Source organism: Streptomyces globosus, assembly GCF_003325375.1.
In the GTDB taxonomy this organism is placed as follows: Bacteria; Actinomycetota; Actinomycetes; order Streptomycetales; family Streptomycetaceae; genus Streptomyces; species Streptomyces globosus_A.
On sequence record NZ_CP030862.1, the window covers coordinates 4,385,059 to 4,405,535 of the forward strand.

Annotated in this window: 21 protein-coding genes; 9 read left to right on the top strand and 12 right to left on the bottom strand. The window is 75.7% G+C overall.

Translation table 11 applies throughout. From position 1 onward, the window contains the following. Positions 1 to 2 precede the first annotated feature (2 nt). From C0216_RS19255 to C0216_RS19300, 9 genes are all read left to right on the top strand, one after another. Positions 3 to 635: an endonuclease gene (locus tag C0216_RS19255; RefSeq protein WP_114056481.1), complete on the top strand. Its 633-nt coding sequence runs from the start codon at positions 3 to 5 to the stop codon at positions 633 to 635. Positions 636 to 824: 189 nt separating this feature from the next. Beyond that, a complete protein-coding gene (locus C0216_RS19260; RefSeq protein WP_114056482.1) occupies positions 825 to 1,691 on the top strand; it encodes a CAP domain-containing protein in 867 nt (288 codons plus the stop codon). Positions 1,692 to 1,836: 145 nt separating this feature from the next. Further along, on the top strand, positions 1,837 to 2,394 hold the full coding sequence (locus C0216_RS34570) for a hypothetical protein (RefSeq protein ID WP_246042621.1): 558 nt from the start codon (positions 1,837 to 1,839) through the stop codon (positions 2,392 to 2,394). A 250-nt stretch (positions 2,395 to 2,644) separates the two neighbouring features. Further along, the gene (locus tag C0216_RS35095) at positions 2,645 to 3,418 is read left to right on the top strand and encodes a thioredoxin family protein (protein ID WP_114056484.1); all 774 of its coding nucleotides are present in this window, start codon (positions 2,645 to 2,647) and stop codon (positions 3,416 to 3,418) included. After that, positions 3,415 to 4,011, top strand: a complete 597-nt coding sequence (locus C0216_RS19280) for a TlpA disulfide reductase family protein (RefSeq protein ID WP_246042622.1) — start codon at positions 3,415 to 3,417, stop codon at positions 4,009 to 4,011. The genes C0216_RS35095 and C0216_RS19280 overlap by 4 nt, the downstream gene beginning before the upstream one ends. Next, positions 4,008 to 4,805: a cytochrome c biogenesis CcdA family protein gene (locus C0216_RS19285; protein WP_114056486.1), complete on the top strand. Its 798-nt coding sequence runs from the start codon at positions 4,008 to 4,010 to the stop codon at positions 4,803 to 4,805. The genes C0216_RS19280 and C0216_RS19285 overlap by 4 nt, the downstream gene beginning before the upstream one ends. Positions 4,806 to 4,873: 68 nt before the next feature. Beyond that, the gene (locus C0216_RS19290; protein WP_114056487.1) at positions 4,874 to 5,464 is read left to right on the top strand and encodes a hypothetical protein; all 591 of its coding nucleotides are present in this window, start codon (positions 4,874 to 4,876) and stop codon (positions 5,462 to 5,464) included. A gap of 87 nt (positions 5,465 to 5,551) precedes the next feature. Then, positions 5,552 to 6,268 carry a response regulator transcription factor gene (locus C0216_RS19295; RefSeq protein WP_114056488.1) on the top strand — a complete coding sequence of 239 codons (717 nt, stop codon included), beginning with the start codon at positions 5,552 to 5,554 and terminating at the stop codon, positions 6,266 to 6,268. Beyond that, positions 6,265 to 7,668, top strand: coding sequence for a HAMP domain-containing protein (locus C0216_RS19300; RefSeq protein WP_114056489.1), 1,404 nt, complete (start codon positions 6,265 to 6,267; stop codon positions 7,666 to 7,668). Before C0216_RS19295 ends, C0216_RS19300 begins: the two co-directional genes overlap by 4 nt. A 40-nt stretch (positions 7,669 to 7,708) precedes the next feature. Here the strand turns inward: C0216_RS19300 and C0216_RS19305 are convergent, their stop codons facing one another. From C0216_RS19305 to C0216_RS19360, 12 genes are all read right to left on the bottom strand, one after another. After that, positions 7,709 to 8,611 (bottom strand): NADP-dependent oxidoreductase, encoded by a 903-nt coding sequence (locus C0216_RS19305; protein WP_114056490.1) that lies wholly within the window; start codon positions 8,609 to 8,611, stop codon positions 7,709 to 7,711. Next, positions 8,608 to 9,774: an acyltransferase family protein gene (locus C0216_RS19310; RefSeq protein WP_114056491.1), complete on the bottom strand. Its 1,167-nt coding sequence runs from the start codon at positions 9,772 to 9,774 to the stop codon at positions 8,608 to 8,610. The genes C0216_RS19305 and C0216_RS19310 overlap by 4 nt, the downstream gene beginning before the upstream one ends. 111 nt (positions 9,775 to 9,885) lie before the next feature. Then, entirely contained in the window at positions 9,886 to 10,668 is a 783-nt protein-coding gene (locus C0216_RS19315) for an alpha/beta fold hydrolase (RefSeq protein WP_114056492.1), read from the bottom strand. Positions 10,669 to 10,736: 68 nt separating this feature from the next. Further along, complete coding sequence (locus C0216_RS19320) at positions 10,737 to 11,936, bottom strand: acyltransferase family protein (protein ID WP_114056493.1); 1,200 nt, start codon at positions 11,934 to 11,936, stop codon at positions 10,737 to 10,739. 15 nt (positions 11,937 to 11,951) lie between these two features. Then, positions 11,952 to 13,121 carry an acyltransferase family protein gene (locus C0216_RS19325; protein ID WP_114056494.1) on the bottom strand — a complete coding sequence of 390 codons (1,170 nt, stop codon included), beginning with the start codon at positions 13,119 to 13,121 and terminating at the stop codon, positions 11,952 to 11,954. 36 nt (positions 13,122 to 13,157) lie between these two features. Continuing rightward, the gene (locus C0216_RS19330) at positions 13,158 to 14,357 is read right to left on the bottom strand and encodes an MFS transporter (RefSeq protein ID WP_162793267.1); all 1,200 of its coding nucleotides are present in this window, start codon (positions 14,355 to 14,357) and stop codon (positions 13,158 to 13,160) included. Positions 14,358 to 14,628: 271 nt separating this feature from the next. Continuing rightward, positions 14,629 to 15,861, bottom strand: a complete 1,233-nt coding sequence (locus tag C0216_RS19335) for an MFS transporter (RefSeq protein WP_114056496.1) — start codon at positions 15,859 to 15,861, stop codon at positions 14,629 to 14,631. Further along, complete coding sequence (locus tag C0216_RS19340) at positions 15,858 to 16,892, bottom strand: zinc-dependent alcohol dehydrogenase (protein ID WP_114056497.1); 1,035 nt, start codon at positions 16,890 to 16,892, stop codon at positions 15,858 to 15,860. Before C0216_RS19340 ends, C0216_RS19335 begins: the two co-directional genes overlap by 4 nt. Next, positions 16,889 to 17,680: a sugar phosphate isomerase/epimerase family protein gene (locus C0216_RS19345; RefSeq protein WP_114056498.1), complete on the bottom strand. Its 792-nt coding sequence runs from the start codon at positions 17,678 to 17,680 to the stop codon at positions 16,889 to 16,891. Before C0216_RS19345 ends, C0216_RS19340 begins: the two co-directional genes overlap by 4 nt. After that, a complete protein-coding gene (locus C0216_RS19350; protein ID WP_114056499.1) occupies positions 17,677 to 18,771 on the bottom strand; it encodes an alcohol dehydrogenase catalytic domain-containing protein in 1,095 nt (364 codons plus the stop codon). The genes C0216_RS19345 and C0216_RS19350 overlap by 4 nt, the downstream gene beginning before the upstream one ends. Beyond that, complete coding sequence (locus C0216_RS19355; RefSeq protein WP_114056500.1) at positions 18,768 to 19,784, bottom strand: ROK family protein; 1,017 nt, start codon at positions 19,782 to 19,784, stop codon at positions 18,768 to 18,770. Before C0216_RS19355 ends, C0216_RS19350 begins: the two co-directional genes overlap by 4 nt. After that, positions 19,781 to 20,464 carry an HAD-IA family hydrolase gene (locus C0216_RS19360; RefSeq protein WP_114056501.1) on the bottom strand — a complete coding sequence of 228 codons (684 nt, stop codon included), beginning with the start codon at positions 20,462 to 20,464 and terminating at the stop codon, positions 19,781 to 19,783. The genes C0216_RS19355 and C0216_RS19360 overlap by 4 nt, the downstream gene beginning before the upstream one ends. Positions 20,465 to 20,477: the final 13 nt, after the last annotated feature.

Sequence of the window (20,477 nt, forward strand, 5' to 3'; positions counted from 1 at the left end):
CGATGGGAACCGCCGAGGTGGCCGCCGCACTCCTGCGCGACCACGGCAGGACCTACGCCGACGAGGCCGGCATCCGGCTCCGCGACAAGCCGTCCCCGCTGTACCGGCTTCTGGTGCTCGCGGTCCTGTGCTCGACCCGGATCCGGGCCGACATCGCCACCGCGGCCGCCCGCGAGCTCTTCTCGGCGGGCCTGCGCACGCCCCGGGCGATGGCGGACTCCGCCTGGCAGGACCGGGTGGACGCGCTCGGGCGCGCCCACTACGTACGCTACGACGAAAGCACCGCGACCGCGCTCGGCGAGGGGGCGCGGCTGCTGCTGGACCGCTGGCGCGGCGACCTGCGCAGGCTCCGGGAGGAGGCAGGGGGCGACACTGGCGCGCTGCGGGCACGGCTCATGGATGTGCCCCGGATCGGCCCGGTCGGCGCGGACATCTTCTGCCGTGAGGCGCAGGCCGTCTGGCCGGAGCTGCGGCCGTTCTTCGACGAGCGGTCCCGCGCCGCCGCCGCAGAGCTCGGGCTGCCCCGCTCGGCGGAGGGACTCGCCGCGCTGGTAGCTGCGGAGGACCTGGCCCGCTTCGCCGCGGCCCTGGTGCGCGCCTCGCTGTCGAAGGGGTCCGCGCGCGGGTCCGGATGACGGTCGGCCGCGGCCTCCGACTCGCTGCCCGCCGGGGCGAGTTGGGCGGAATGCCCGGCTGGTCCCTGTGTTGATCCTGAGGGCTTCCTTAAGGGACCTTGAAGAACCCTTCCCGGGGGCTTTTTTCGCTGGTCACACACCTAGGCTCGGGCGGACTCCCATCCGTCCCCCCAGTGAGGTGTCACCGGCATGAGCCGCAGCCGTACCCCCGAAACCGTGTCCCGCGCCGAGGCGCGACGCCGGAAGGCCGTGCGTTCGCGCATCGTGCTGTCCGTCACCGCGGCGGCCGCGGTCGTGGCGGTCGGCGTCGCGGTGGCCGACTCCGACGGCGACGCGCGCACCGAGCGCCGGGCGGGCGGCGCGGCGGGTGCCGCGTCCGGGTCGGCCGCCGCCGGGGCCGGGGCGGAGTCGGCCACCCCGCCGGCCCCGGGCGCCGACGCGTCGGCCTCGGCGAGCCCGAGCCCGTCCGCCACGCCCGAGGCGTCCGCGTCCGCGTCGGCGTCGGCGTCGCCCGCCGAGCCGTCGGCGGAGGGCAGCACCGAGGCCAAGGCGGCGCCCGCCTCCCCGGCGGCGCCGGCCCGCAAGCCCGCGACGGGCGGCGGCTCGGGCGGTTCGGGCGGCTCCGGCGGCTCCGGCGGTTCGGGCGGCTCCGGCGGTTCGGGCACGGTGAACACCGATGCCGAATCCGCGGTCCTCGCCATCGTCAACAAGGAGCGCGCCGCGGCCGGATGCGGCCCGCTGTCCTCCAACGCGAAGCTGAGCGCCGCGGCCCGGGCCTACAGCGACACCATGGCGCGCAGCGGTGTCATGTCGCACACCGGCCCCGACGGGTCGACCATGACCAGCCGGGTGGAGGCCGCGGGCTACGCCTGGTCCCGTCTCGGCGAGAACATAGCCCGCGGGCAGGCGGACGCCGACGCGGTCATGAAGGCGTGGATGAACAGCCCCGGCCACCGGGCCAACATCCTCAACTGCGCCTTCAAGGAGATCGGCATAGGCGTCCACAAGGGCGACGGCGGCCCCTGGTGGACCCAGAACTTCGGCGCGCCGAGGTAACCCCTGCCCCCCATGGCCGGCGTCCCCCGCACCCGTCCCCGGGTGCGGGGGACGCCGGCTTTCGGGGGGAGGCGGCTCTCGGGGGGAGGCGGCTCTCGGGGGGAGGCGGTGACGGGCCGGGCGGCGCGTCGGCCACTATGGGGCCGTGCCTCGAACTTCGCGCTACCTGCTGATATGGCTGTCGTGCACAGCCGCCAGTGTGACTGCCGTGCTCGGCACGGTCCAGTTCGTGGTGGGTTCGACCAGGCAGACGCCCCCGGTCGCACGGTCCGCCCCCGTCGTCGTCAACACGCCGCCCGCGTGGCTGGCGGTGACGAACCCGTCGGCGAGCCCCTCGCCGTCGCCCTCCCCCGGTTCCTCCGCCGCCACGCCGCGGCCGTCCCCGTCGGCGGGCACCCCGACCCCGGCCAAGCCCTCGGCGGGCGCCTCCCGGTCCGCCGCCGTGAAGTCCTCTCCGGACTGCGAGGAGGGCGGGGTGGGGCTGCACACGGTCCCCTCCCAGGGCGGCCGGGCCACGGTGCGCTACGGCAGCCGGGGGGTGTGCCTGATCTCCGCGGTTCCGAACCGGGGCTTCAAGACCAGCACGTCACAGCCCTCGGCCGACACTCTCACCGTGACGTTCACCAGCGACGACCACCGCTCCACCATCACCGCGACGATCGAGCCCCGGGCGAAGGCCAGCGTCCGCGAAAGCTCCTTCTGAGCAACCCCGGGCGGCCCCGGGCGGCCGCAGGCGAAGCGGAAGGTGAGCTGTTCCTTAGGGCAACCTCAAGATCCGGCCGCGGGGGTTCCGGCCGCCCGGGGCGGTCCTATGCTCGCGTCAGCAGAGCGGCCGCAGGTGCCGGGGCATGCCGCCCCGACCGGTCCGGCCGCCGCTTCCACCGCGCCGGAAGGGTGTCCGGCCCTTCCGCAGTCCGACCGTGCCCTGGGGTGACTTCGCCATGACTTCTCGCATGCTCCGATCCGTCCGCGCCGACCTCCGGACGGCGTCGGCCCGCTCCGCCCGGGCGCGCGGGAGGCGGCTGCCGGCGGTCGCAGCGGCGGTGCTCGCGGCCGGGCTGACCGCCGCCTGCGGACCGTCCTCCCAGCCCGCCGGGGCCGCCTTCCCGTCCGCGGCCCGGCAGTCCGCCGGATCCCTGCCTGCCGACGGCCTCCCCGCCGGGGCGGAGTCCGCGAGCGGCTCGCCCGAGGTCTCCGCGACCGCGTCGACGGCCCCCTCCGCCTCCGCGTCCGCCAGTGCGCAGCCCTCGGCCGCGCCCTCCAAGTCCGCCTCGGCGGCCGCCTCCAGGAAGCCGTCCGCGCCGCGCACCTCGGCTCCGCCCGCCCCGGCCCGGGTGCCCGGTCCCGGCTACGACGCCTCCGCCGACGCGCAGAAGCAGGTGGACGCGGCCCTGCGCGCGGCCAAGGCCGACGGGCGGATGGTGCTCCTCGACTTCGGTGCCAACTGGTGCGGCAACTGCAAGGCGGCCGACAAGGTGTTCGCCCAGCCGCAGACCACGGCGCTCCTCGGGGCCTCGTACCACCTGGTCAAGGTCGACATCGGTGGCAGCAGCTCCGCCAACTCGGCGCTGCTGGGCAAGTACAGCCCGTCCGGGGGCACGTACAGGATGCCCGTGCTGGTCGTCGTCTCCCCCTCCGGGTCGGTGCGCACCGACACCCACGTCACCGGGAACCCGCCGCTGACCGCGGACGGCATCAACGCCTTCCTGCGCCAGTGGGCGTCGTGAGACGGCCGGTCGCCGCCGTCGCAGCAGCCGCTGTGGCGGCGGCGGGCCTCGCGTTGGCAGCCGCGTGGGCCCCCGGCGGCGGGCCCGCGGAAGGGCGGGGCGGCGCCGGCGGTACGGGCACCGGGGCGGCGCCCGCGGTCGCGGATCCGGGCGCCCGGCCGGCGGCCCCCGAGCTGGCCGGAGCGGACCTCGACGGGCGGCAGGTCGACCTCGCGGGCCTGCGCGGCCAGGTCGTCGTCGTGAACGTGTGGGGCTCCTGGTGCGCGCCGTGCCGGGCGGAGGCCGACGACCTGGAGCGCGTCAGCCGGCAGACCCGCGGCGACGGCGTCCGCTTCCTCGGGATCAACATCCGCGACCGGGACCGCGAGGCGGCCCGCTCCTTCGTCCGCGCGCACGGCCTGGGCTTCCCGAGCCTGCACGATCCGGAGGGCGCGCTGCTGCTCCGCTTCCCGCCGTCCGTGCTGAACCCGCAGACCGTCCCCTCGACGCTGGTGGTCGACCGCCGGGGCCGCGTCGCGGCGGCGATCGGCGGCTCCGTCACCGAGGAGCAGCTGCGGCCGCTGGTGGCGCGGGTCGCCGGGGAGGCCTCGTGACGGCCGCCGCCGGCCTCGGGGCCGGCGCCGCCGCCCTCGCCTTGGCGGATGCGCCGTCGCTGGTCAACGGCACACTGCTGATCGCGGCTCCCGTCGCCTTCGCCGCGGGGCTCGTCTCGTTCCTCTCGCCGTGTGTGCTGCCGCTCGTCCCCGGCTACCTCAGCTACGTGACGAGCCTGTCGGTCGCCGATCTGGCAGACGCGCGAGGCGGGCACCGCAGCCGGATGGCCGCAGGCGCGCTGCTGTTCGTCCTCGGCTTCACGGCGGTTTTCGTCTCCGGCGGCGCCCTGTTCGGCTACTTCGGCCGGACGCTGCTGGCGCACCAGGAGGCACTCACCCAGGTGCTCGGCGTCTTCACCGTCGTCATGGGCCTGTCGTTCACGGGCTTCCTGCCGGGCGTCACGCAGCGGGAGTTCCGCAGCCGCCGGCGCCCTGCGCTGGGTCTCTCCGGGGCCCCTCTGCTGGGCGCGGTGTTCGCGGTGGGCTGGACGCCGTGCATCGGGCCGACGCTGGGGGCCGTACAGGCCCTCGCGTGGACGGAGGCCAGTGCCGCGCGCGGGGCGCTGCTGATGGCCGCCTACTGTCTGGGGCTGGGGTTGCCGTTCGTCCTGGCCGCGCTCGCCTTCCGGCGTGCGCTGGGGGCGTTCGGGCTGGTCAAGCGGCACTACCGGTGGGTGCTGCGGATCGGCGGGGGCATGCTGGTGCTCGTCGGCGTCCTGCTGGTCACCGGCGTGTGGAACGACCTGGTGTACCGCCTGCAGTTGTGGAGCGCGGACTCCGCAGCGGCGTTCTGACCCCTCTCCCGGACCGGACCACACGACACAAGAACGCACACATGGCACACACGACACAGGTGACACACATGCCCCAGACCACCCGCTCGAACGCCGCCGCCCGGACGGGCCGTTCACGCCCGGCGCGCCTCGCCGCCGCCCTCCTCTGCCTGGCCGGGCTGACCGCCTGCGGCGGCCAGGACGCCGGGCAGGCGGACGGCGCCGCCTCTGCGCCCACGGCGAGCTTCACCGACAAGGGCGTCACCGTCACGCTCTCGATCGCCGACTGGCGCGACGCGAAGGGCACCCTCAAAGCCGTCTTCACCCCCGAGGAGAAGGGGTTCCACCTGTACAGCACCGACCTGCCGGCCACCGGCGTCGAGGGCGTCGGCCGGCCCACCGCGGTCTCCGTCACCGGAGTGCTCCGCGCCGAGGGGAAGCTGACCGCGGCCGCGGACGTGCGCACGATCAGCGTGCCCGGTGTCGGCGCCCCGGTCCCCGTCTACCCGGACGGCCCGGTCACCACGACCCTGCCGGTCCGCGCCGACGGCACCGGAGAGGCCACCGTGCTGCTCGGCTACGCCAGCTGCAGCACCGAGGAAGGCTGCACGATCCCGGTCTCCGACCGGCCCGTCCACCTGCGCATCACCGCCGACGGCCCGGTGTTCGGGCCCCGCTAGCCGTGGCCGGAAGGGCCTGCCCCGCCCGCCCCGGCCGGCGGCGGCCTCCCCTCGGACCGCTCCGGCCCAACCCCTAAGGTGTCCCCCATGCCCAGCGTCCTGGTCGTGGAAGACGACCCCAGCATCCGCCAGTCACTGATCGAGGTCCTGGCGGAGCACGGGTACGCCGTGCGCAGCGCGGCCGACGGCTTCGGCGGCCTGCGGGAGCTCACCCAGACGCCGGTCGACGCGGTGGTCCTCGACCTGGGGCTGCCGGACCTCGACGGCGGCGACGCCCTGCGCATGATCCGCGGAATATCCTCGGTGCCCGTGCTGGTGGCCACCGCACGGGACGACGAGGCGGAGATCATCAAGCTTCTCAACGCGGGCGCCGACGACTACCTGGTCAAACCGTTCTCCGGCGGGCAGCTCATCGCACGCCTCGCCGCCGTTCTGCGGCGCACCAGCCACGTCCCGCCCGCCGGCGCCGGCGCGGCCCCGGCGGCCGCATCGGCCGCGCCGCGGCCGGCCACCGTCGGCGAGCTCGTCGTCGACCCCGGCGCCCGCACCGCCTTCCTCGCCGGCCGCGAGCTGCGGCTCACCCGCAGGGAGTTCGACCTGCTGGCGTTCCTGGCCCGGCACGCCGGCCAGGTCGTCTCCAAGCGACGCCTGCTGACCGAGGTGTGGCGCGAGCCGTACGTGGACGACCAGACCGTCGACGTGCACCTGTCGTCCCTGCGCCGCAAGCTCGGCGAACGCGCGGCGGCCCCCCGCTACCTGAGGACCGTCCGCGGCGTCGGCATCAAGCTGGTGGCCCCCCGTTGAGGCGCTCGCTGGCCGGAGTGGCGCTCGCCGTGACCTCCATGGTCGCGCTGTCCTTCCTCATACCGCTGGCCCTCCTCGTGATGTCGCTCGTCAAGGAGCAGGGGGTCAACGAGGCCGAGCAGCGCGCCGCCGCGCTCGCACCGGTCCTCGCGCTGACCACGGAGCCGGCCGCCCTGCGCGAATCGGCCGCCAGCCTGGACGGGGGCGAGCACCTCGTCGTCCACCTCCCCGACGCCGGCGCGCTCGGCAGGTCGAAGGCGCCCGCCGCGCTCCTCGAACGGGCCCGCAGGGGGCGGGAGTCGATCTCCCAGGAGGTGCCGGGCGGCTGGATGTGCCTCCAGCCGGTGGTGCTGCCCGGCGACCGGGTCGCCGTCGTGGAGAACTTCGTCCCCGAGGAGGAGCTGACCCGCGGGGTCGCGGAGTCCTGGGCGGTCATGGCGTTCCTCGCGGTCGGGCTGATCGCCGGCTCGGTCCTCGTCGCCGACCGCCTGGGCGCGAAGGTCGTACGGTCCTCGAAGCGGCTCGCGCAGGCCTCGCGCGCGCTCGGCGAGGGCGACCTGGACACCCGCGTGGACCCGATGGGCCCGAAGGAACTCCGCGAGGCGGGCGTCGCGTTCAACGCGATGGCGCACCGCATGACCGAGCTGCTGGCGGTGGAGCGCGAGCTGGTCGCCGACCTGTCGCACCGGCTGCGGACCCCGCTGACCGCCCTCCACCTGGCGTCGGAGCGGATGGCGGGCACACCGGAGTCCGCGCGGGTCGAGACGGCCGTCGGCGAACTGGAGGCGGAGCTGCAGGCCATCATCGCCGCGGCGCGCACCCCGCTCGCGGTGGGCCCCATGGGCCAGGGCCTCCTCGGCGCCGAGCCCGCCGCCGGGCGGGGGCCGGCCGGTGCGGCGGGGGCCGGGCCGCGCTGCGAGGCGGCCGAGGCAGTGCGCGGGCGGACGGCGTTCTGGACGGTGCTGGCGGGGCACCAGGACCGGGAGTGCTTGCTGGACCTCACCCCGGAGCCCACGCCGGTGGCGCTCTCCGAGGACGACGTCGCGGCGGTGGCCGACGCCCTGATCGGCAACGTCTTCCGGCACACCCCGCCCGGCACGCCGCTCGGCGTGCGCGTCGTGCGGTCGGCGCTGGCCGTCGAACTGGTCGTGGAGGACGGCGGGCCCGGCATCCCGGATCCCGACCGGGCCCTGTCCCGCGGCAGCAGCACCGGCTCCACCGGTCTGGGGCTCGACATCGCGCACCGGGCGGCCACCGCCACGGGCGGCTCCGTGCGCATCGGCCGGAGCCCCCTGGGCGGCGCGCACATCGCGGTCTCGTTCGCCCTGGCCCCCGCCCCGCTGCCGGGGCGGGGCCCGCGCACCTCCAGGCGCCGCCCGGCCTGGCCGCGCAGGCGCTGAGGCCCGCCCCGGCCGCGGCCGGGGTGGTTCCCGCAGGGCGTCAGGGCGCCGGGGCCAGCAGGATCTTCCCGCGGGTCCCGCCCGCCTCCAGCAGGGCGTGCGCCCGGGGCGCCTCCTCGAACGGCAGCACGCGGGCGATCCGCAGCGCCAGCTGCCCTTGCTCGACGCGGCGCGCCAGGGTGTCGAGCACGGCGGGGTCGGTCCGCACCCCGTACACCTCGACGTCGACGGACCGCTCGGGCTCCGGAACGGCGAACGGCGTCAGGGACACGAAGCGCCCCCCGTCGCGGACGGCCTCGACCGTCCGCGGCCGCCCCGCCGCGTCGATGACGGCGTCGTACGCGCCTGCCGGCGGGGGCGCGGCCCCGGTGAACACCTCGGCGGCACCCAGCCCGCGTACGGTGTCCGCGTCGTCGGGGCGGGCGAGGGCGGCCGGGTGCAGGCCGCGCAGGGCGGCGAGCTGCACGAGGTATCCGCCGACCGCGCCGGCGGCGCCGCAGACGAGGAGCCGGCCCGCGAAGCCGGGGCCGAGCCGGTCGAGGGCCTGCTCGGCCGTGAGCGCGGCCAGCGGCAGGGCCGCCGCGTGCTCCAGCGGGGCGCCGGCCGGCGCCGGGACCGCGAGCCGCTCGTCGAGGGCGACGTACTCGGCCGACACGCCGGCCCCGTCGGCCAGTGAGGGGCGCAGGGCGACGACGCGGTCGCCGGGCCGGAAGCGGCCTGCCGCGGGGCCGGTGGCGGCCACGGTGCCGGAGACGTCCCAGCCGACGACGGCGGGCAGCACCGGGGAGGGGATGTCGCCGCGGCGCACGGCCAGGTCGACCGGGTTCACGGCGGCCGCGGCGACCCGGAGGAGGATCTCCCCGCGGCCCGGCTGCGGGATGTCCCGCTCGGTGACGGCGAGGACTTCCGGCGGGCCGTGGGAGCTGAAGGTGACTGCTTTCAAGGCTGTGCCTTTCGTGTGCGTCCCAGGTGGCGCATCGCGGGCTTCTCGACGGCCGCGTACAGCAGCCAGGCCACGGCGAGCGTCGCGAGGGCCTCCAGCACCAGCACGCCGATGCCGGCGGCGGTACCGAAGAACGTGTCGGGGCCGAGGAGGTGTTCGCGGACGACGTTCAGGAGGATGAGGTGGACCATGTAGAAGGCGAAGGAGACCTCGCCGAGCCAGACCGCCGCCCGGCCGCGCAGCGGCGAGGGCCGGCCCGAGACGTCCTGCAGGGCGACGGCCGGGATCAGCAGCGCCATCGGGATGACGAACACCGCGTCCAGGGCGTACAGCCAGGGCACGTACAGGGACAGGGCGTACGCGGCGAGGCACGCGGCCGCGGCGGGCAGCGGGCGGACGCCGAACCGGCGGCCGGTGACGACGATCCGCGCCATCAGCATGCCGAGCACGAAGTCCAGGGCGCGCACCGGCGGCAGCATGTACACGCTCCAGTACTGCCAGACGGAGGCCGGGGAGCCCTCGGGCATGGGCGGGTCGCCCGGGAGCAGCAGGTAGGCCAGGGTCGGCACGGCGACGACCGCGGCGGCGGTCCCGGCGGCCCAGCGCCACAGGTGCGCGGGCGGGATGCGCTTGATCCCGTGCAGGAACAGCGGGAAGCAGAGGTAGAAGAACAGCTCGCAGGCGAGCGACCAGCTGGGCGGGTTGACCCCGAGGAAGACGGAGAACTCGGGGATCCAGGCGTGGACGAGGAAGAGGTTCGGCACGGCCTGCCACCACTGGGTGGTGGCCCCGGACAGCAGCGCCAGGGCGAGCACCCAGGTGACCAGGTGGTTGGGGTAGATCTTGAAGAAGCGGCGGCGCCAGAAGTGCCGCGGCGGGTCGCCGGGCCGGGCCGACCAGGTCAGGACGAAGCCGCTGAGGATGAAGAAGAAGCTGACCCCGGCCCAGCCCGCGTTGCCGAACAGCCACCGGTATCCGTCGGCGATGTCCTTCGAGGCGAACGGGTTGAGGGCGGGCAGTGCGAGCGAGGAGTGGTAGCAGAACACCAGCAGGGCGGCGATGAACCGCAGGCCGGTCAGTGAGGGGAGCCGGCCGTGCACGGCCTGTCGGGGCTCGGCGGCGCGCTCCGTCGGTGTCGCGGCGGGTTCCGCGGTGGTGGACACGGGCTCTCTCCGGAGGGTGCGTGGATGGGCGGGGCCGGCCCGCCGGGGCGGGCGGGCGCCGGCCGGTGGTGCGGCCGGGCCCGCTCCGGTCCCGCGGGGCGTGCTGCCGGGTCAGTCCCGGTCGAGGAAGCCGCCGAGGAGTTCGACGACCTCGGCCGTCTTCTCGAAGATGACCATGTGGCCGCTCTCCAGCTCGGCGTACTCGCTGCCCGCGACGGCGGCGTGGATCTCGCGTGCGTGCTCGACGGGGATCAGGGCGTCCCGGGTGGAGCCGATGACGAGGGTCGGCGCGGTGATGGCGGGGAGGCGGTCGCTGATGTCGACGCGGTGGTCCAGCTCGATCTGCCGCAGCGTGTGCGCCTCGGCCTTGATCCCGGCGACGGTCGCCTTGACGCCGTCGCCGCCGAAGCCGGCGAGGAAGGCCGGCGAGAAGATCAGCAGGGCGCTGTAGGCGGCGAAGGCCTCTCCGTCGATGTCGGGGAGGCGGCGCCACAGGTCGACGGCGAGCTGCTGGCGCGGGTCGTCGTTGCGTGCCCAGCCGTTGATGACGACGAGGCGGCGGACGAGCTCCGGGTGCCGGGCGGCGGCGGCCGCCGCGACGACCGCGCCGAGGGAGAACCCGACGATGTCGAAGGGCCCGTCGGTGACCGCCCGGGCGGTGCCGACGACCTGTTCGACGAGCTCGTCCAGGCTCAGCTCGTCGGCGTGGAGCGGGGTGCGGCCGCTGCCGGAGCAGTCCGGGGTGACGACCGTGTAGCGGTCGCTGAAGTGCTCCCGGATGTGGCCGAACTGGGCTTCGCCGTCACCGCCGGTGCCGTGGACGAAGAGCAGGGCGGGACCGCTGCCCTGCACCGTGTAGTGGACGGGGGTGCCGTTGACGTCGATCGTGGGCACGGGAGGCTCCTCACTGTCGAAGGGGGCGCGGACGGGATGCCGTCCGCGAGGGGGTCGGTGGGCGGGGTTCAGCGCAGCGCCGGGGCGGGCTCGCGCTCTTCGGCAGGTGCCCCGGGGGCCTGGGGCAGCCGCGGCCGCGGCCGGGACCAGCGCCGCATGACGGGGCGTTCGACGCACACCAGCAGCAGCCGGCCGACGAGCAGCGTCGCGAGGAAGAAGCCCAGGAGGACCAGGACGCCGGGGAGCGGTGCGAAGAGCCGCTCGTCCATCAGCGCGGTGCGGCCGTAGTACATCACCACGTACTGGGCGAGGTAGAAGCCGAAGGAGACCTCGCCGAGCCACTGCATGGTGCGGCCGCGCAGCACCGTCGGGGCGCCGTCCACGTCGGCCCGGGCCACGGCGCAGATCAGCAGCGACACCGGGATGATGGTGGCGACGTTGAGGCCGTACAGGAACGGCACGGCCATGGCGGCGGCGTAGCCCGCCAGGCAGAGCAGGGCCGCCGGGAGGATCCGCACGCGGGGGAAGGCCCCGGCGAGGACGAGCCGGGCGAGCAGCATGCCGAGGACGAACTCGAACATGCGGACCGGCGGGAAGTTGTAGCCGAACCAGAACTCCCACAGGGAGATGCCGAAGCCCTCGGGGGTGGGCGGGTTCTGCGGCAGCAGGAAGTCGGTGGCGAGCTGGACGGCGACCATGCAAACGACCATGGCGGCGGCCCAGCCCCACAGCGCCCGCTCCCTGATCCGCAGCACGGGCCCGATCAGGAAGGGGAAGAGCAGGTAGAAGAGCAGCTCGCTGCAGAGCGACCAGCTGGGCGGGTTGACGCTGATGAAGGTCTCGTGCTGCGGGAACCAGGAGTGGACGAGGAAGAGGTTCGGCAGCCAGGCGGACAGCGGTGTCATCGCTCCGGCGAACAGCACCATGGCGAGCGCCCACATCACGATGTGGTTGGGGAAGATCTTCAGCAGGCGGCGGCGCCAGAACCCGGTGGCGGTGTCGCCGGGCTTGGCCGACCAGGTCAGGACGAAGCCGCTGAGGACGAAGAAGAACGACACGCCCATCCAGCCGGCCTTGCTGAACAGCCAGCGGAAACCCTCCTCCCAGGCCTGGTCGGCGAAGGGGTTCATGGGCGGGTCGCTGAAGGTCGCGTGGAAGAAGAAGACCAGGGCGGCAGCGATGAAGCGCAGGCCCGTCAGCGAGGGCAGTTTGGCTCTGGACGGCCCGGGGGCGGTGCCGGGGGCGGCAATCGGGGACGGCGGGGTCATGGGCGGTCGGCCCTTTCAGGAGGCGTGGGTCAGGGAGCGCTGCGACGGGGCTTCGGCGGGGGCGGCCGGCTGCTTCCTCCGGGGCCGCGCCCAGCGCTGCATCAGGGGGCGCTCCACGCACAGCAGGAGCAGCCGGCCGAGGACGAGGGAGGCGGCGAACTCCGCGGCGATGACGGCGATCCCGACGGGGACGGAGTACGTGCGGTGGTCCATCAGCGTGGTGCGGGTGAAGGACAGCACGATCTGCTGGACGAGGTAGAAGCCGAAGGATGCCTCGCCGAGCCACTGCATGGTGCGGCTGCGCAGCCCGGTCGGGGTGCCGTCGGCGTCGGCGCGGGCGACCGCGCAGATCAGCAGGGAGATCGGGACGATGTTGGTGAGGGTGAGGCCGTACAGGAACGGCACTTCGAGGGCGGCGGCGTAGCCGGCCACGCAGAGCAGGGCGGCGGGGAGGACCCGTACGCGGGGGAAGGCCCCGGCGAGGACGAGCCGGGCGAGCAGCATGCCGAGGACGAACTCGAACATGCGCATCGGGGGGAAGTTGTAGCCGAACCAGAACTGCCAGACGGTCACGTCGGTGCCCGGGGCGGGCGGGCTCGCGGGTGCGAGGAAGTCGGTGGCGAGCTGTACGAGGGCCATGCAGGCGGCCATGGCGGCGGCCCAGCCCCACAGCGCCCGCTCCCTGATCCGCAGCACGGGCCCGATCAGCAGGGGGAAGAGCAGGTAGAAGAGCAGCTCGCTGCAGAGCGACCAGGCGGGGGTGTTGAGGCCCATGTGGACGGCCGGGTCGGGGAACCAGGACTGGATCAGGAAGAGGTTCGGCAGCCACACGTGCGCGGGGACGGCCGTGCCGGCGAAGAGGACGATCGTGGCGGCCCAGGTGACGATGTGGTTGGGGAAGATCTTCAGCAGGCGGCGGCGCCAGAACCCGGTGGCGGTGTCGCCGGGCTTGGCCGACCAGGTCAGGACGAAGCCGCTGAGGACGAAGAAGAACGACACGCCCATCCAGCCGGCCTTGCTGAACAGCCAGCGGAAGCCGTCGGCGACGTCCTCGTCGGCGAAGGGGTTCATGGAGATGAACACCAGCGAGGCGTGGAAGAAGAAGACCAGGGCGGCGGCGACGAACCGCAGGCCCGTCAGCGAGGGGAGCGGGGGTCTGGCGGGAGGCACGGGGCTGCTGGGCATGGGCGGTGCTGCCTTCCTCGTTCGGTGGGCGCTGTTTCAGGAGGCCGGCGCGGCGGTGGCGGCGGTGGCGGTGGCGGGTTCGGCTGCCGCGGCGGTGGCGGCGGCCCGGCGCCGGCCGGCGTACACGGTCTGGGCGATCAGCAGGGCTCCGAGGGCGGTGAACGCGGCGGCGCCGAGCGTGACGGCGCGGGTTCCGAGGCCCTGGTCGATGAGCCGGCCGCCGGCCCAGGAGCCGAGGGCGGCGCCGAGCCCGAAGGCGGACATGTTGGCGGTCAGGGACAGCGTCGGGGCGTCCGCCGCCGCGGAGAGGACCTTCGTCTGGAGGCCGGGGATCAGGGCGAAGGTGGCCATGGAGAACAGGAGCAGGAAGACGGCGCCGCCGGCGGCGTACGGCGCGGCGGCCCAGTACAGGAGGCAGACGGCGGCGAGCGTCCAGGACAGGCGGAGTACGGCCCGGTCCGCGGACCGGTCGGCGTACCTGCCGCCGAGGGCGTTGCCGGCGACGGAGCCGATGCCGTAGGCCACGAGGACGGCCGGCACCCAGGCGGCGGGGAAGCCGCCGACGTCGGTCAGCAGCGGCACCATGTAGGTGATCAGGGTGAACATGCCGGCCGAGCACAGGACGGTGGCGAGGACGGTGCCGACCACCTGCCACTCCTTGAAGACCCGCAGTTCGTGCGCGGCGGAGGAGCCGGCCGTGCGGCCGTCGTCCGGGATGACCAGCAGGATCAGGGCTGCGGCGGCCAGGGCGAGCACGGCGACGCTGCCGAAGGTGGCGCGCCAGTGCAGCTGTTGGGCGACGAGGGTGCCGAGGGGGACGCCGAGCACGGTCGCCAGGTTCACGCCGAGCTGCGTGGCGGCGACCGCGGATCCCTCCTTGCCCTCGGCGGCCATGCCGCCCGCGGTGACCACGCAGACGGCGAGGAAGGTGCCGTGGATGACGGCGGTCAGCATGCGGCCGGCGACCAGCAGGGCGAAGGTGGGCGCCAGGCTGGAGAGGACGTTGCCGGCAACGGACACCAGCAGCAGCGCCACCAGCAGGTACTTGCGGCGGATCCGGGTGGACGCCGCGGTGACGAGCGGTCCTGCGACGACCACGGTCAGCGCGTAGACGGTGACGAGCAGGCCCGCGGTGGGGATCGTCACCGACAGGTCCTCGGCCAGGTCGCCCAGCATGCCGCTGGGGGCGAGTTCGGCGGTGCCGACGCAGAAGATGGCCAGGATCAGTACAGCCATACGGGACCGCATGGAATGCCTCTCGTGTGCAGCGGGGCGGCGGGCGGTGGACGGGCGCGCGGGCGGTGCGCGGGCAGGCCGCCGGACTTCGACCGGTGGGGCGGCGCGGGCAGTTCGCGCTGCGCACCGCCTGTCGCCGCTACCGGTATCGGAGTCTCTATCGAAACCCAATGATCAGCTTAATGGCGACTTGGCCACTATACAAGCAGTATGAACGATGGAGGGCTCATGCTGTCGTCGTCGCGAGCTCGTTCGCCTGTGCAGGCGGCAGCTACGTGAGGCGCGCCGAGGGAATCGGCCGCCTCAGCAGCACCACGGCCAGCACCGCCGCCGCAAGCACGGCGGAGACGGCCGGCAGCAGGGCCGTGGGGCCGCCCAACAGGGCGGCTCCGAGGGCCGATCCGCCGGCGATGCCCACCTGGAAGCCGGTGACGTACACCGAGGACGCACGGTCGGCGTCCCCCGCGGCCAGCCTCATGACTCCCGTCTGGAAGACGGGCCCGGCCGCAGCGAAGGCACCGCCCCACACCGCCACGGCGACGGCGGCCGCGGCCAGGCGCGCTGCGGGCGGCACCGGTGCGAACGCCAGCGCGAGCAGGGCCACTCCGGCCGTGAAAGCCGCCATGGTCACGGCCGCCGCGCGCTGCGGCGCCCGGTCGCCGTGCCGGCCGATCAGGTACGTCCCGACGGCCCCCGCGACACCGAAGGCCGCAAGCAGGGCGGTGACCGGTCCCGCACCGCCGCCCGCGGCGTCGGCCACGATGACGGCGAAGTAGGTGTAGCTGAGGAAGTGCGCGGTCACGAGGGCGACCGCGGTGCCGCACAGCCGCAGCACCGCGGGCCAGTCCACCTGCCCGCGCGCGTCCCCCCCGGCCCCGGCCCGAGCGGTGTCCTCCGGAACCGCGGCGGCCGCTCCCGGCCGGACGGCCCACACGAGCGCGCAGGTGACGGCCGCCGTGGCGGCCGCCAGCAGCAGGGCGGTGGCCCGCCAGCCGATGAGACCGCCGACCAGGGTCGTGCCCGGGCTCCCGACGATCGCCGCGAGCGACGCGCCGCCGAACACGGCGGCGGTGGCGCTCCCCACCTGCCCGCGGGGCACCATGGCCGCGGCCGCCGGGGCGACGAGCGACCAGAGCACCCCGTGTGTCAGGGCCGCGGCGACCCGGCTGACGGCCATCATCGCGAACCCGGTCGAGGCGGCGGCCAGCACCTCGGCGGCGAACAGCACGACCAGGGAGGCCGCCAGCGCCGTGCCGCGCGACATGCGCGAGGCGAGCGCCACCGCGGGGACGGTGACGACCGCGGCGACCACCGCGTATCCGCTGATCAGCAGGCCGACCCGGCCCTCGGAGACGTCGAGGTCCCGGGCGATGTCGCGGATCAGCCCGACGGGGAAGACCTCGAAGGTGACATACACGAAGGTGGCCGCGGCGAGCACCGCCAGCCGGGCCGCGGTGGCGCCGGCCGGCCGGCGCGCCGCCGCCGTGGCCGCCGCAGGGCTCATCGGCCCGCACCGGCCGCGGCGGCGTCCATCCGTACGAGGATCTTCGGGCGGGTCCGCGCGCCGTCCGCGAGGCAGGCGAAGGCGGCGTCCGGTGCGGTGAGCGGGAAGACGCGGTCGACGAGGGCGTCCAGGTCCACGGCCCCTTCCTCGACGAGGGCCACGAGCCGGTCCCAGTGGCCGATGCCGGACAGGACGCCGTGGACGGTGGCGTCCCGGATGACCAGGGCGGCCGCGTCGAAGCCGTCGACGGCGTGGTGCGGGGTGCCCAGTTGGGCCATCCGGCCGCCCGCGGCGACGAGGCGGACGGCCGCGCGGACGGCCGCGGTGCTGCCGGAGGCCTCCACCACGGCGTCGTAGCGCTCCTCGTCAGGGCCCGCGGGTGCGGCGGAGGCGCGCAGTCCCAGCCGCCGCGCCAGGTCGCGGGCCGCGGGCTGCGGGTCGAAGACGACGGGGTCGGCGCCGAGTGCCCGGGCCACCTGGGCGGCCGCGAGCCCGAGCGTGCCGCCGCCGAGGACCGCGACGCGGTCGCGGGCGCCGACGGCGAGCCGGTCGATGGCGTGGACGGCGGCGGCGGTCGGCTCCAGCAGGGCCCCCGCCTCGTCGGAGAGGGAGTCGGGGATGCGGGTCAGGGTGTCCGCGGGCGCGGTGATCAGTTCGGCGCCGGCTCCCGGGCAGTCGCCGAGCACGCCGATCTCGCTGCGGTCGGGGCAGTAGCGGATGCGGCCGGCGCGGCAGTGCGGGCAGGTGCCGCAGGGCCGGAAGTTGTGCCCGGAGACGCGCTGTCCGGCCAGCTCCGGGTCGGCGCCGGGGCCGAGGCCGACGACGGTGCCGATCCACTCGTGGCCGGGGACGAAGGGGTAGCTCTTCCAGCCGTCGCGGAGGTAGTTGCTCGTGCCGTCGTAGAAACCGAGGTCGGTTCCGCACAGGCCGAGCAGGGCCACCCGGACCAGCACCTCCCCGGGGCCGGGTGCGGGCGGCTCGACCTCGGCGACGGACACCGCGCGGGGGCCGGTGAGCTGAATGGCTTTCATCGTGGATCCTCGGGTCGGGTGGGTTCGGCCGCGGCGCGGCACAGTCTGATGTCCTCGGGCAGGCGGGCGGCCCCCGCGCCCCGGTAGTCGTTCTCCACGAGCACGGAGCGGGCCGCGGACCGTGCCAGCAGTGCGGGCAGTTCCGCGAAGGCCGAGCCGGGGGCCGCCGGGCCGGCCGCGGGGTCCTTCACGTGCAGGTCGGGCAGGAGCAGCCCGGCCGCCCCGGCCTCGCGGGCGAAGGCCAGGGGGTCCTCGCCTGCGTCGCGGAGGTTGCCGGTGTCGAGCACCAGGCGCAGGGCCGGGTGGTCGACGCGGCGGGCCAGGGCGAGGAGGTCGCGGTGGCCGAGGGGGGACTCGTAGGCGAGGACGAGGCCCGCCGACGCGGCGCGTTCGCACAGCGTGCGCAGGGCATCGGCGGTGCCGGCGCGCAGTCCTGCGGTGGCGGGCGTGCTGCGCCGGAAGCCGGGGACGTGCAGCACCCCGGCGCCGAGGCGGAGCGCGCAGTCCTGGGCGCGCTCCAGGAGGGCGAGCGCCGCCGGGTTGGCGGTGCCCCGCTCCTCGGCGAGGCCGAGGTCGTTGACGTGGTTGACGGCGAGGACCGGCACCGGGATGTCCCCGGCGATCGCCGCGGCTTCGCGCAGTGCGGCGGGTTCGCCGAGCGGGGTGCCGCGGTGGGCGCCGCCGTAGTCCAGGTGCAGCAGGTCCGCCCCGGCGGCGAGTGCGGTGCGGGCGGCGCGGCGCCGGTCGGTGCCGATCCGCCACTGGGGCGCGGCGACGGCCGGGGTCATGCCGGCCCGCCGATCAGGATGGCGGCCTTGAGGACCCGCCGGCCGCCTGCGGACCGGTCGTCCGCGTCGAGGACGGAGTTGACGAGGCCGGCGGCGCCTTCCAGGTCCACGGTGTGGGTGAGGACGCCGGCCCCCGCCGGTGCGGAGCCGCTGGCCAGGAGGAGGTCGAAGGCCTGCCGCAGGTGCTCTCCGCCCACCCCGCGGTGCCCGTACAGCAGCAGGGGGCCGGCCGGGCGGTCGAGGCGGTGCACCCGGGGCGGCCAGGGCCGGCCCCCGCAGTTGTCCGCACGCAGCGCCGCGACGTCGACGGGCCCGGCGGTCAGTGGGACGGGGCCTTCCGGCAGGCCGGCGTGCACGTCCACGAGGAGGGTGCCCCGGACGTGGCGGTCGAGGGCGGCCAGCGCCTGCCGCGTTCCGGTGCGCGGGGTGGCGATCACGGCGGCGACCGGCCCCGGGAGCCCGGCCAGCATGTGCGGAAGGCCGGGGTCGAGCGGGTGGACGGCGTCGGCGCCGTGCCCCACGAGCAGGGTGCGCAGGCCGGGGAGTTCGCGCCGCCAGGCCTCGCGGGCGAGCCGGCCGACGGTGCCGTCGCCCCAGACGGCCAGGGCGGCGGGCCGCACCGTGTGCCGGGCGATCCGCAGCCCGTACAGGACGGACGCGAGGGGCTCGGCGAGGGCGGCGGCCCGGGGCGCTGCGGCGCCGTCCGGGACGGGAAGGACCAGCCCGGCGCGGACGGCGGCGGCGGGGATGCGGGTGCGCTCGGCCCACAGGCCGGGCAGGTTGTGCCCGAGGAGGAAGGACGGGTCGCCGGGGTGGGTGGGGTTGACGGTGACGAGCCGGCCGGCGGGCAGCCCGGAGTCGCCGGGCTCGACGACGCGGGCCACGCCCTCGTGGCCGGGGACGGGGCTGGGGTCGCGGCGCAGGCCGCGCAGGATCTGCCAGTCGGTGCCGCAGATGCCGGCGGTCAGCGGGGCCAGCAGCATGTCGCCGGGCGCGAGGGGAGGCGTCGGCACCTCGGCCACTTCGACGCGGGTACGGCCGCGGGCGTCCGCGGGCAGGCGCCGCAGCGCGCGGTGGGTCGCCGCGCTCATCGGACGATCCCCGGCAGCCAGCGCCCGATCCGCTCGGCGCCCTGGAGCGGGTCCACGGCGCCGGGCCCGCAGAAGACGAGCCGCTCGGCGAGCCAGGCGCCGTCCCTGCCCGGGTCGGCGTACGAGGCGGGGGCGGCGAGTTGGCGGCGCAGCTCGTCGGCGTAGCGGGCGCCGAGCCCTTCGACGACTCCCCCGCCGAGGCCGAGCAGGTCGAGGTGGGGGTCTAGGCACCACAGGGTGCGCAGCAGGTTCGCGACGGGTTCGACGCAGAGTTCGAGGAGGCGGCGCGCGGCGGGGTCGCCGTCGGCGAGTGCCGCGGGCAGCCAGGCGGGGAGGCCGGGGCCCGCGTCGATGCCGAGGCGGGCGGCGACGCGGGCGATGCCGGGTCCGGAGGCGACGGAGGCGAGGTGGTCGGGTGCCCCGCATTCGCACAGCAGGCCCGTCCGCTCCGGCGCAGCGCCGGTGACCATGGCGGGGAGGTGGCCGACCTCGCCCTGGAGGCCGCGGTCGTCGACGGGTATCCGGCGGCTGTCCAGGTCGGCGACGCGCAGGGCGATGCCGCTGCTGATCGTCAGGTAGCCGATGCGGCGGGTGCCGTGCCGGGCGTGTTCGACGACGAAGTCGGCGAGGGCGGCGGTGACGTCGTTGACGAGGCTCCAGGCGACGTCGGGGCGGCGGCGGCGCAGTTCCGCCCCGAGGTCGTAGGGCTCGGCCTCGGCTCCCCACAGGGGGGCCGATCCGTAGACGGTGCCGGTGAGGTGGTCGATGGCCGCCCCGAAGGAGAGTGCGGCGGCGGCGCCTCGGGGGGCGGCCGCGCACAGCATGTCGACCATGTCGGCGCGGAGTTCGGTGACGGGCCGGCCGGGGTGGTTGAGCCGGCTCGGGGAGCGGAGCCGTTCGACGGGGGCTCCGGGCCCGCCGGTCCGCAGCCGCGTCCAGGTGCCGCCGATGTCGGCCGCGAGGGTCGCGCGTGCGGCCGTGGTCCCGGGGGGCGCAGCCGGGGGCGCGGTCACCGGCCCTCCCCCGTACGGGCGGCGGCCGGCTCGGGGGTGGTCAGGACCAGGCGGGCGGGGCCGGCCGGGGAGGCGGCGGCCCGGAAGCCGCGGAAGTCTGGGTACCGCTCGGCTTCGCCGTCGTGGGCGGTGAGGCCGCCGATGACGATGGTGCGTGCGCCGCTGTCCAGGCCGGCCCGGACTCCGGCGGGCGAGTCCTCGAAGACGAGGGTGGAGGCCGGGTCCGCCCCGAGGGCTGCGGCGGCGCGCAGGAAGCCCTCGGGGTGGGGCTTGCCGTGCTCGACGTCGTCCGCCGTGACCATGAGCGCGGGCAGCGGCAGTCCGGCGGCGGCCATGCGGACCTCGGCCAGCCTGCGGCCGGCCGAGGTCACGACGGCCCAGGAGCCGGGCGGCAGGGCGGCGAGGAGTTCGGCGGCGCCCGGGACGGCGGTGATGCCGGAGGTCTCGGACTCCTCGTGCGCGACGAGCCGCCGCGTCTCGGATTCGGCGAGCGGCGGGTCGGCGAGGAAGCGGCCGACGGTCTCCCGGGTGGGGCGGCCGTGGGCGTAGGCCAGTACCTCGGCGAGGTCCAGTCCGTGGCGTGTGCAGAAGCCGGCCCAGGTGGACTCCACGAGTCCGGTCGAGTCGACCAGCGTGCCGTCCATGTCGAACAGCAGCGCCGAGGTGGGTATGTCTGACAAGGGTCCTCCTGGG